The 11,504-nt window shown below is 60.3% G+C and carries 10 protein-coding genes and 1 tRNA gene; 7 read left to right on the top strand and 4 right to left on the bottom strand.

The window, feature by feature from the left end; translation table 11 throughout:
* Positions 1-14: 14 nt before the first annotated feature.
* Positions 15-89: transfer RNA gene (locus tag ACP5VX_RS05120), tRNA-Arg, on the bottom strand.
* Positions 90-266: 177 nt separating this feature from the next.
* On the opposite strand from ACP5VX_RS05120, the gene ACP5VX_RS05125 reads away from it, so the two are divergent.
* Positions 267-581, top strand: a complete 315-nt coding sequence (locus ACP5VX_RS05125; RefSeq protein ID WP_428724815.1) for a hypothetical protein — start codon at positions 267-269, stop codon at positions 579-581.
* Here ACP5VX_RS05125 and thiI read toward each other — a convergent pair.
* Positions 578-2,014, bottom strand: a complete 1,437-nt coding sequence (gene thiI, locus ACP5VX_RS05130; protein ID WP_428724816.1) for a tRNA uracil 4-sulfurtransferase ThiI — start codon at positions 2,012-2,014, stop codon at positions 578-580. The two genes, ACP5VX_RS05125 and thiI, sit on opposite strands and share 4 nt — an antisense overlap.
* 78 nt (positions 2,015-2,092) lie before the next feature.
* Between thiI and ACP5VX_RS05135 the strand changes: the two genes are divergently transcribed.
* On the top strand, positions 2,093-2,614 hold the full coding sequence (locus ACP5VX_RS05135) for a hypothetical protein (protein WP_428724817.1): 522 nt from the start codon (positions 2,093-2,095) through the stop codon (positions 2,612-2,614).
* 1 nt (position 2,615) lies between these two features.
* Here ACP5VX_RS05135 and ACP5VX_RS05140 read toward each other — a convergent pair whose 3' ends face one another.
* Complete coding sequence (locus ACP5VX_RS05140; RefSeq protein WP_428724818.1) at positions 2,616-3,221, bottom strand: SagB/ThcOx family dehydrogenase; 606 nt, start codon at positions 3,219-3,221, stop codon at positions 2,616-2,618.
* 59 nt (positions 3,222-3,280) lie between these two features.
* Here ACP5VX_RS05140 and ACP5VX_RS05145 point away from each other — a divergent pair, with 59 nt between their 5' ends.
* Complete coding sequence (locus tag ACP5VX_RS05145) at positions 3,281-3,961, top strand: DUF47 domain-containing protein (protein ID WP_428724819.1); 681 nt, start codon at positions 3,281-3,283, stop codon at positions 3,959-3,961.
* Here the strand turns inward: ACP5VX_RS05145 and ACP5VX_RS05150 are convergent.
* Positions 3,940-5,139, bottom strand: coding sequence for an inorganic phosphate transporter (locus ACP5VX_RS05150; RefSeq protein ID WP_428724820.1), 1,200 nt, complete (start codon positions 5,137-5,139; stop codon positions 3,940-3,942). The genes ACP5VX_RS05145 and ACP5VX_RS05150 overlap by 22 nt on opposite strands.
* A gap of 195 nt (positions 5,140-5,334) precedes the next feature.
* Between ACP5VX_RS05150 and ACP5VX_RS05155 the strand changes: the two genes are divergently transcribed.
* The 4 genes from ACP5VX_RS05155 (at position 5,335) to ACP5VX_RS05170 (ending at position 11,419) form a co-directional block, all read left to right on the top strand.
* On the top strand, positions 5,335-7,287 hold the full coding sequence (locus ACP5VX_RS05155; protein ID WP_428724821.1) for an aldehyde ferredoxin oxidoreductase N-terminal domain-containing protein: 1,953 nt from the start codon (positions 5,335-5,337) through the stop codon (positions 7,285-7,287).
* Between the two features lie 76 nt (positions 7,288-7,363).
* A complete protein-coding gene (argS, locus tag ACP5VX_RS05160; protein WP_428724822.1) occupies positions 7,364-9,604 on the top strand; it encodes an arginine--tRNA ligase in 2,241 nt (746 codons plus the stop codon).
* A gap of 107 nt (positions 9,605-9,711) precedes the next feature.
* Positions 9,712-11,025, top strand: coding sequence for an acetyl ornithine aminotransferase family protein (locus ACP5VX_RS05165; RefSeq protein WP_428724824.1), 1,314 nt, complete (start codon positions 9,712-9,714; stop codon positions 11,023-11,025).
* Between the two features lie 52 nt (positions 11,026-11,077).
* On the top strand, positions 11,078-11,419 hold the full coding sequence (locus tag ACP5VX_RS05170; protein WP_428724823.1) for a DUF134 domain-containing protein: 342 nt from the start codon (positions 11,078-11,080) through the stop codon (positions 11,417-11,419).
* The last annotated feature ends 85 nt before the right edge of the window (positions 11,420-11,504 follow it).

The raw sequence follows: 11,504 nt of genomic DNA on the forward strand, positions 1-11,504 counted from the left end.
CTAATAAGCGTACGCGGGCCCGCGGGGATTCGAACCCCGGGCCTCCGGCTTAGGAGGCCGGCGCCCTATCCTGGCTAGGCGACGGGCCCTTCACAGACACTATATTCTAGGTGGGGCTTTAAATAGTATCCTGCGGACTTGAGGGGGCGCATACTGTATTCAGGGCATATACTGTATTATAACACCGTGGAAGTCCCTCCGCAAGGTTTAAAACACCTCCACTATAGCAAGGAGCCTACTCTAATGGAGAATGAAGTGGGGAGAAGATGTCGGGGTCCGTGGACGTCGAGCCCAAGCTTGTTCACACCGAGGTCTTTTACAGGGGCAAGGATAAGAGGTGGCTTTTGATCAACGTCTACAGGTTCAGCGACCGCGACCTCACGGTCATATACGACGAAGTGGAGGACAGGGTTGTCTACGAGCGCGAGACGCCCATAATGCCCGTCTTGGACCACGTAGTGGAGGCGTATAGGCAGATCAACGAGGACTACGACGAGGTCGCTTGGAGGGCTGAGATGATCTCCCGCTTCAAGGCGGTCTTTTCCTTAATCGAGTTCTTGGACTACGAGAACCACAACTAGCCTCCTTCACCGAACCCCTTCAGCCCGCCCCTGAGGCTGTAAGCCCTCAACCCTTTTTTCCTCAACATCTCTGCTACCACCGCGCTTATCGCGCCCGTGTCGCAGAAAACGACCACCACCTTGTCGCGGGGCACATTGTCCGGGTCTAACCTGGAGAGAGGTATCGCGCCCGGTAGAGACCCGTCGTCTACCCCCCTCCACTCCCTGGCGTCCACTAACAGGGCGTCCTCTGGTATGAAGTCGATCTCGACGTCGTCGCTCGGTATCACGTCGTCGGGCCTCGAGGACAACGTATCGAAGGACCTGGCCCCCTCGACCGCCCTCTCGACCAGGGCCATGTCTACTTTCCTCACCTCCTCTTCCACCATCCCAGCTGTAGCGTGGGTCTCGACCCTGCTCGGCGCTATTGCGCAGGCCTCGGGGACCTTGGACGACAGCTCGTAGAGCCCTATCCTCCTCGAGAGCGCCACTATCTCCTCCTTGTCGAAGCCCAGAAGCGGCCTGAGGACTGGTCTAGAGGGCTTAACATACTCCTCCACGGCCTGGAGGTTCCTGAGGGTCTGGCTCGAAGCCTGCCCTATGGACTCCCCCGTAACTATGGCGTTGTAGCCGCCCGCCACCGCCAGCCTACTCGCCGCGGTGTACATCAGCGCCCTCAGGACCACCTGCCTCATGGGCCAGTCCACCTTCGAGGCGACCTCTGCCACGACCTTCCTGAAGTCCACTACCACGAACCTGGGCCTGTAGCCGTGCAGCCACCTGCTCGATAGCTCCCTGGCCACCTTGAAGGCTAGGTAAGTGGCCCTCGTAGACCCCAGGGTGAAGTGTAGGAAGTCCACTTGAACGCCCCTCTTGGCCACAAGCCAGGCCGCTACCGGGGAGTCGAAGCCGCCGCTGAACAGGGCTAGGGCCCTCCCCTCGACACCCACCGGCAGGCCGCCGGGCCCCTCGGCGGCCCTCTTGTAGATGAAGGCCCTACTCCCCCTGACCTCTATCTCCACCGTGACTTCCGGGTTCTCCAGGTCCACGCCGGCCGAGTACTCCTTTAGGGCCGCCCCCACCTCCCTCGCCACGTCCAGAGAGGTGAAGTCGTGGGAGCCGCTCCTCTTGACTCTCACAGCAAACCTCTTGTTAGCCACGAGGTCCCTGGCCTCGCTGCTCGCCCAAGCGACCAGGTCCTTCAAGTCCTTGAACTGGTACTCCGCGACAACCCCCACTCTGTGGACGCCGAAGACCCTTGACAACGCCTCCATGACGTCGACGTCCGTCCTCAAAATTACCTTAGCCTCTACCACCTCGTGCCCCAGGACTCTGCCGCCGGCTCTCTCCACGGCGTCCCTCAGGTTCTCGACCAGCCTCCTGTAGAACCTCGGCCTGGTCCTCGAAGACCTTAACGGTATCTCCCCGCTGACCGTCACAACGTATACCGGCATAGCTGGGTCCAGCCCAATTTTATAAGCTTATCAAACGCTATCATCAATTTAACGCTCAGGTCTGGAAGGGTTGAGGGCTTGTCTTTCAACCTGATCATAACCCACGAGCAGGGCGGCGAGAACTACAGGGCTGTACTGAGCGAGCTCAGGAGGATACTTGGAGACCTAGCGGTCGTGGACACGGGGCCCTCCGTAATACTCGCGAAGGTCCCCGACCCATACAAGGCCGTGGACACGCTGCGGGGCGCCACCTTGTCGCCTCTTATCTACAGGGTCGTACCCGTGGACGTGGTCCTAGACCCCTTCGTGGAGGTGGTGGCCGAGGAGGCCGGCAGGCTGGCGGAGGAGAAGATACCCGTCGACAAGACTTACAGGGTGACGCTCCACGGCAGGCTGTACTGGAGGGAGACGAGGCTCCCGGCACACACGAGCGACGCTATAAGAGTCATAGCGGAGAGGGTCAAGAGGCAGGTCTCGCTAACACACCCGGACTACGTGGTGTACGTGAGGTGCGTCAAGCTGTACCACAGGAGGAGGCTCGCGACCCTGACGGTGGCCCCTGTGGAGAAGTTCCTATCGCTCAAGTCTGGAAAGCCGTGACTCACCTCGGGTAGCCGACGGGGAAGATGTAGAGGGGGACGTAGTTCTCGCGGAGGCCGAGGACCCTCCTCACGTGGTCGTCGTCGAAGGCCCCTATAGCCACGGTGCCGAGGCCCATCTCCGTAGCGGCCAAGTATATGTTCTGCCCGATGTGCCCCGCCTCCAGCACCATGTACTGGTAGCCCCGGTCGCCGTACCACGCAACGATCCTCTCGGGTACCCCCACTATCACGATGTTTATCGGGGCCTCCCTGACCGACGTCTGCCTCAGGCACGCCTCGTAGAGGTCGCCGGCCGGGTCACCAGACCTGACTAGGCGCAGCCTGTGCGACTCTGGCTCGTAGAGGTACACTCCCGGGTCGAGCCCCTCTACACCGTTCGTCTTCACCGCCAGGTAGACCTCCATGGGGTACAGCGCGCCGGCGGACGGGACCACCCTCCTCCTGGAGGTGACGTAGCCGTACGACACCCAGAGAAGCTGCGAGACCGTTCTCAAATCTAGGGGCTTGTCCCTGAACCTCCTAACACTCCTCCTCGCCGAGATCAGCTTGGACAAGCAGGTCTCCTTGTCGGGCTCGGGTAGGCCGATAGCCCCCTTCCCGCTCATCTCCATACACGGGGGTTATTATAAGAGGGTGGGCTAATATAGACCTGTATGGTGGTATAGTGCCGATATCTCTCAGCGACATAATGCCGGAGGAGGCGCTGGAGTCTCTGAGGGAGTACCTCAAGAACCTCATTAAGTCCGTAGACCTCTTCAGGAAGTCCCTGAAGCTCCTCAACGAGGTCAGAGTCGGCGAGGCTAGGAGCCTCCTGGCCGAGGTCGTGAAGGCCAGGAGCGAGGCCAACAAGAGCAGGCTCAGGCTTATCGAGGTCATCGAGAACTCGAGGCTAGAGCCGAGCGTCAAAGAGGACATACTCCACTTCATCAAGAGGCTCGACGCCATAAGCGACAACGTCAAGGAGGCTGCCCGGGAGCTCACGATCATGCCCTACCTCGAGGTACCCTCCCCTATAAGGGACGGGCTAAACAGGCTGGCAGACCTGGTACTACAGGCAGCCAGTCACGTGGCCGAGGCGACCGAGAGGCTGATCGCCGGGGAGCACAAGCGCGCCCTAGAGCTGGTAAACAAAGTCCTGGAGATCGAAGAGGAGGCGGACAAAGTGGACGTCGACAACAGGGGGAAGCTCATCGTTTACGCGGACGTGATCAAGCCGAGTACCCTCGCCATACTGATACACGACTTCAACAGGGACCTCGAGAACGCTGTGGACGCATGTGCCGAGGCGGCCGACTACCTACACATCCTCATTACGACCTGGCTTCAGATAGAGATGATCGTGTAGACCAGCCCAAACGTCGCGAGAGCTGTTAAGGCGACCCCGAGGAACCAGAAGCCTATTATCTTGGCCACGAGCCTCATGTTCACGAAGGAGACCCCACGGGCCAGCCCCACGCCAGCTATCGCCCCTACTATCGCCCCCGTCGTAGAGGTCGGGATCCCGAGCCTCGTGACGACCAGCACGAGCTGGGACGCAGAGAACTGGGCGACGAAAGCCGACTCGACGCTCAGCGGGGTTATCTTCTCGCCTATCGTCTCCACTACGCTGTAGCCCCACGTCAGTATCCCCGTAGCGATGCCGAGCGCCGAGAAGACTGTGACGGGGTATGGGATGTCGACCTTCCCGCTCGGCACCTGGCCCGTGAACACCGTGAGCAGTACGCCTGTCAGGGGGCCGCTCGGGTTGGACACGTCGTGCGCCCCGTGGCTGAAGGCCATCGTAGCAGAGCTGGAGATGAGGAGGGTCTTGTACACGAAGTCCCTGGCCTCGATCTCGTCCTCGGGCATCCTCCTCGAGACGTAGCGGTAGTACACCCCGGTCAGCAGCGCCGCACCGAGTAGGCCTAGGGTTACGGAGTATATCAGGTTCTCTAGGCTCGCAGACTCCAGCAGGTATAGGAATATCGCCATGAAGACGGTGAGGTAGAATAGGACGCTGCCGGACAGTAGCGCCCTCTTACCGGTCACGAACCTCCTCATCCTGCTGAACAACTTGTACTCGGCGAACCCCACGGCTATACCGAGGAAGGGTACCAGCACCCACGCGGCGACGATAAACGAGACCTCGGGCCAGAGGACGGCGTTGAACCCCCCTGCCGCTAGACCGAAGCCTATTATCCCCCCTACTATGGACTGGCTTATGCTCATCGGGATCCTCATCCTCGTTATCAGGGTCACAAGCACCCCCGTCACGACGAGCGCCACGCTCATGCCGACGACCAGGTCCGCCGGCCTCACGGCTTTTACGTCCACGATGCCCTTGAGCAGGGTCACCGATACGAAGCGCCCGTAGATCACGCCCCCCACAAACTCGAATATCGAGGCGAAGACGAGCGCCCTCCTCAGGCTGAGGGCCCCCGAGCCGATGGGGGCGCCTATACTGTTAGCTGCGTTGTTCGCCCCGTCGATCCACGCGACGAGGAACGCCCCTAACCCGGCTACTAGGATCCACAGAATTTCCATGGCCGCTACCGCGCATCGCCTTACGATTTGGCTCTTCTATTATTCAACGACTAGGATTTTTAAGTGTTAAGGCGGCCGCCCCTATGTCGTCCACGCGTTTAAACACCTGTTGAAAAGACCAAAACGCGTTGGAGAGTATTGTTTAAAACCGCTTGAATAGAGAATTGGAAATAGCGTTAACAGGGGTGTTTACGCGTGAGCCTGAAGTACAGGGTTGTTTTCGTCAACCCCGGCGAAAAGACGTCTAGGCTGGCAGAGTACGACCTGAGCGAGGTCAGGGGGCCGGTGAGCCTGGGCGTAAAGCTACACAGCGAAGTCTACGAATCGTGGAAGAAGCCGGTCTACCACCCCGACAACGCCCTCGTGATCGGCACTGGACTACTGGCGGGGAGCAAGCTCTACGGAGTCCACAGGCTGGTCGCCGTGTTCAGGAGCCCGCTGACCCGCGGACTCCACGTGGCCGCGATGGGCGGGGCGGCCTACCAACTAGCCGCAAGACTCCACAGCATAGTGGTGGAGGGGGCGGCCGACAGGCCCACGATAGTACTCCTGAGGGGCCACAAGGATGGCGCTGTAGAGGTCTCCTTCAGCGAAGTGGAGGACGGCGAGCTGGAGAGCGTGTGGAGGGGCTACAGGGGGCTCAAGGGCACCTACGCCCTGACGAAGTACGTGGTCGACAAGCACCCCGACTTCTTCAAGGGGGGCCTCAGTAGGGTGGTGGCCGTCGGCCCCGCGTCAAAGTACACGAGCCTGGGCGCGCTCTTCTCGGCGACGCTCTTCAATGGCGAGATTGACTTCGGGAGCGAGGACCTCGCAGCGAGAGGCGGGCCAGGTAGCGTCTTGTTGAGGGCTCATAACGTCGTAGCTATTGCGTACAGCGGCAGCTACGACAGGTCGGCCGACCTGCCCAGAGAGGTGACCGAGCTCAGGGCGATCAACGACTACGCCGTTAAGAAGCTGGGGAAGCCGTACATAAACGCGGTGATCGAGGCGGGGACCAAGTACAGGTTCGACCCCAAACTGAACACCGGGGGCACCTTCGGCTCCAACTACCCCCACCTGAGGACGCAGACACCGATGTTCAACTGGAACATGATCTACCTCCCCAACGACGTGCGCGAGAAGCTCTTCAACTACATAATGAAGTACTACTGGGAGCCCTTCAACAAGGAGGCTATCGAGTCGAAGAGCTGGAAGACGTGCGGAGAGCCGTGCCCCGTCGCGTGCAAGAAGGTGAGGAAGGGTAAGTACAAGACCGACTACGAGCCCTACAACGGCCTCGGGCCTATGATCGGCGTTTTCGACCTCCACGAGGCCGAGAGACTCGTCGAGCTGGCCGACGCCTACGGCTTCGACGCAATAGAGCTCGGCAACCTGATCGCGTTCGTGTTCGACGCCTTGGAGAACGGGCTGCTCAGACCCGAGGAGGTCTCGCTACACAGGAAGCCGTTCTTCAACCCGCTCAACTACACGGTGGAACACAGCAAGACCAACGCAGACCTCGCAGAAGAGATCATCGAGTCGATGGCCTGGGGCACCAACCCCATACTGAGGCTCATCGCCGATAGGGGTCTCAGGTCGGCCGCCAAAGTGCTGGACCTCCTCTACGAGGAGAGGACCAAGGAGAGAAAGACTAGGTTCGTAGACCTCGCGGTCTACGCCTCGTTCGGCGAGGAGGGGCACATAACCCCGAACTTCTACTGGACACCCGGCATGGTGGCCCCTCTACCGGTCCTTGGGAGGTACTGGACGTTCTACACGGGCGTCTTCCTAGACCCGGAGGAGTTCGCGGCCAAGAGCTACGAGAGGGCTATAATGGAGCTGATGATAGACGACTCCGGGGTCTGCAGGTTCCACAGGGGCTGGGCAGAGAAGCTGCTACCCTCGCTTTATGCCGACTACTACGGTCTGAAAGACACCCTCCAGTTCTACAAGAGGCTCTACAAGAGGCTCGTCGAGTACCAGTCACACGTCGCCGAGCCCACCTTGTGGGAGAGCAGGAAGGTGTTCGACTACATGACCAAGGCTGCCGCCGAGTACGCTAACAAGACTTGGACGGAGAAGTTCTCTGTCGAGGGAGAGAAGTCGGTCGTGGAGTGGTGGACCAGGTTTAAGAAGAAGCTAGCCGAGCTCGTATCCTCGGCCTAGGCCTTGCCTTTTTCTTAGTGAACAGTTTTAATTTCTTCAATACTAAGTCTAGGTAAGACCACAATGGGAGTGGTGGATGAGTAAACCGCAGGGCTACGTAGCGAGGTGCTTGAGCGAGGCCGTCGCCGATCTCGCGCCCGCTACGATCGGTGTAGACAGGCGGGCGGTCGAGGAGGCCTTCGAGACGGGCAGGCTTAAGGTGTCGAGGCCCCCCTCCCGGAGCATCGGGGACTACTCCATCGCCCTCCACTACTTGTTTAAGCTAGGCGGCGTAGACCAGAAGGACTGGCCGCACGCGGCTGGGAGGCTGATAGAGGCGCTCACCTCCAGCAAGTACAAGGACGAGTGCTACGTTGCTAAAGCCGAGTTTGTCAACGGCTACTTGAACCTGACGATCGACTTCAACAGGCTCGCCAGGGTAGTACTGGACGACATACTCCGTGGAGGGGTCGAGGAGAGGCTGAGGAGCGTGGGCGGGGGGAGGGTCGTGGTAGTGGAGCACACGAGCGCGAACCCCGTCCACCCCCTACACGTGGGGAGCGGGAGGAACAGCGTCATCGGCGACACTTTCGCGAGGCTGCTGTCTAAACTAGGGTTCAGAGTGAGCAGGAGGTTCTACGTCAACGACATGGGCAGGCAGGTCGCGTTCCTAGTCTACGGCGTCTCAATCCTCAAAGAGGCCGGCGTCCAGCCCGGCGGTGAGTTCAAGATAGACCACTGGTACGGCATAGTCTACGCGCTGACGAACCTGCTAATCGAGGAGAGGAGACTGCTGAGGGAGGTCAGGGAGGCGGAGAAGGCGTACTGGGAGGCGCTGGCTAGGTTCGTTGAGTGGGCGGAGAGGGAGGGGGCCGTGCCTAGGAGCGCCCTAGACGAACTCAGGTCTCTGCTAGCTATGAGGTCTTTCAACAAGAGCGGGGCCATGGTCGCGAGGAGACTAACAAGGGTCCTGTCGGGTATCGAGAAGGCCCTCGCGAACTCGGCCGAGTTGAAGGCCTTGAAGGACAGCTTGGAGCGGTACACCGAGCTGTGGAGGGAACACGCGAAGGTGTCCTTCCTGGTCAGGAGGCTCGCTGTGCGGGCACCCGAAGTCTACCTAGCCTTGTCCTCCAGGATCCTCGACGACAGGAAGGCTCTGGACGATGTCAGGAAGCTCATGAAGAGGTGCGAGGAGGAGGACCCGGCTACCCTGAGCCTCTTCCACGAGGTCTCGGAGAGCGTGGTCAAGGGGTTCAAGGAGACCCTCGACAGACTCAACATCCACTTCGACGCCTTCGACTGGGAGAGCTCCAAGGAGGTCCTGGAGGGGGCGCACGAGGTCGTGAAGATAGTGGAGTCGAAGCCGTTCGCGAGGAGGGAGGCAGGCGCACTACTTGTAGACCTAGACCAGGCTGCCGAGAACTACGACTTCGTCAGGGAGCTCTTCAGCCCCGACAGGCCGGGCAAGTTCATCATCGAGCGGAGCGACGGGACTACCCTGTACGTGACGAGGGACGTATCCTACAGCGTGTTCAAGTTCAGGGAGACGGGCGCCGACGTGGTCTATAACGTCATAGCCAGCGAGCAGTCGAGGGAGCAGAAGCAGGTGAAGGCCCTCCTATACCTGCTCGGATACGAGAGGGAGGCCAGGAACCTGGTGCACTTCGTCTACGAGCTCGTGAAGCTGAAGGGTATGAGGATGAGCGGTAGGCGGGGGGTCTACTACACGCTCGACGAGCTGGTTGAGGACTACTACGCCGTCGTCTCGAAGGTCTACTACGAGACCGGGAAGTCCAGGGCGCTGGAGCCGGCGGCTCGGGAGGACGTCGAGAAGACCCTGAGAGAGCTGGCGGTCGCGAACGCCAGGGGGCTACTACTTTCCGTAGAGCCCTTTAAAGTGCTAACGTTCGACCCGTCAAGGCTGGAGGAGGCCCTGTACGGCTCGACGGTGCTCTACTCCTACGTGAGGCTACAGAGCATCCTCAGGAAGCTGAAGGGGCTGGAGCCCCTGGAGAACATGGAGAGGCTTAAGTCCGAGGCCTCCTCGCTCCAGTGGGGCGGCTACAAGCCCAGCGAGGTCGAGGAGCAGATCCTGGACGCACTGGCCGAGTTCGAGAGAGTCGTCTTGTCCGCGTACAGGGAGTTGAAGCCCAACAAGGTCCTGGAGTACGCGATGAGCCTAAGCAACCTAGTGAACAAGTTCTACGAGTCCCACAGGGTGATGGGCGAGCCGGACCCGGAGGCCAGGGCCTTCAGGGAGGCGCTCGTGGTCGCCACGCTAGCCGTGATGAAGGAGCTCGTCGACATCCTCGGTTTCCCCCACGTCAGGAGGATATAGCCCTGAACCACCTCTGCTACGCCTCGTTATTCGCGTATAGGCTAGGCAAAGCTCTACTATATAAACCGTAGGCGTATAAATCATACAATGCCGAAGGGTTGAGCAGAATGGGTGGCAAGTCTAGTGAGTGGATCTACCTGCACCACAAGTACGTCGCGACAACGACCCACGACCCCGAGAACCTACCGCTAGTGATCGAGAGGGGGGAGGGCGTCTGGTTGTACGACGTCGACGGCAACAAGTACCTCGACTTCACGAGTAGTATCGGGGTGAACAACCTCGGCTACCCCAGCCACCCGGAGGTGGTCAAGGCCCTCGTGGAGCAAGCAAACGTCCTAGCGCACGCTGCCGGCACGGACTTCTACAACCCCTACCAGGTAAGGCTAGCCATGAAGCTCGCCGAGGAGACCCCGGGCGAGTTCCCGAAGAAGGTTTTCTTCGGCAACAGCGGCACGGAGGCGAACGAGGCCGCCCTCAAGATCGCCAAGACGTCGACTGGGAGGCCTCTCTTCATAAGCTTCATCGGCGGGTTCCACGGGAGGACCCACGGCTCGCTCGCCCTGACGGCCAGCAAGAGCGTGCATAAGAAGGGGCAGTTCCCCTGGATGCCCGGCGTGTTCTACGTGCCGTACCCCAACCCGTACAGGAACCCGTGGGGTATAGACGGGTACGAGCACCCGGACGAGCTGGTCAACAGGGTGATCGAGTTTATCGAGGAGTACGTGTTCGACAAGCTCGCACCAGCGGACGAGTTCGCCGGGATCTTCTTCGAGCCGATCCAGGGCGAGGGCGGCTACGTCGTACCCCCCAAGAACTTCTTCGCCGAGCTCTCTAAGCTCGCGAGGAACTACGGGATCCTCCTAATAGACGACGAGGTCCAGATGGGGCTGGGGAGGACGGGTGCGATGTGGGCTATCGAGCACTTCGGCGTCGTCCCCGACGTCATCACAACGGCGAAGGCCCTCAGCGGCGGCCTCGTACCCATCGGCGCAACCGTGTACAGGGCCGAGCTGGACTTCAAGCAGCCCGGGATGCACAGCAACACCTTCGGCGGCAACGCCCTCGCCTCGGTCGTCGCCCTGAAAGTCATAGAGGTGGTCAAGACGCTCCTGCCAAACGTTAGGAGACTAGAGGGGTTGTTCAGGGAAGAGCTGGTTAAGCTGAAGGAGGAGTTCGAGAAGGTCGGCGACGTCAGGGGCCTGGGGCTGGCGTGGGGCGTGGAGTTCGTCACAGACAAGAAGAGCAAGAAGCCCGACGTCGGCTTCAGGAACAGGGTGGTAAGGGAGGCGCTGAGGAGAGGACTGGTCCTGCTGGGGTGTGGGAAGAGCTCTATAAGGCTCATACCCCCGCTCGTCATCGGGGAGGAGGAGGCCAAGGAGGGCCTGAGGATCCTGCGCGAAACAATTAAATCCCTTATGTGACGTATTTTTGACCAACAACACCTTAACGGGAGCCCTCTTCGAAGGTGTCCCTTTGCCTAGGCACGGGAGACGCTACGGCGCACGCCACGGGAGGTTCTGGCCGGGGAGGCCTCTCGTCCCACGGTTCGTCGAGTACAGGTACCACGGTGTCGTGTACGTCCCCGTAGAGGGCGGCGAGGCCTCACTGCCCCAGGAGGCCGTGGTCTTGTACGAGGACGAGGTCGAGGCTTTCCGCCTCGCGTACCTTGAGGGCCTGAGTGTACGCGAGGCCTCCGCGAGGATGGGGGTCTCAGAGGCCACTTTCTGGAGGATCCTGGAATCGGGGAGGAGGAAGCTCGCGGAGGCCATCTTCTACAGGAGGCCTTTCAAGATAGTCGAGAGGCCTATAGGGTGAAGCGGCTCCACGCTACACGTCTGCGACAGAAAAGTTTATAAGATACTGAAATATGTTTCTAAATTCGGTGAGCCGAATGTGGTGG

It is taken from the genome of Thermogladius sp. (assembly GCF_049970955.1).
In the GTDB taxonomy this organism is placed as follows: Archaea; Thermoproteota; Thermoprotei_A; order Sulfolobales; family Desulfurococcaceae; genus Thermogladius.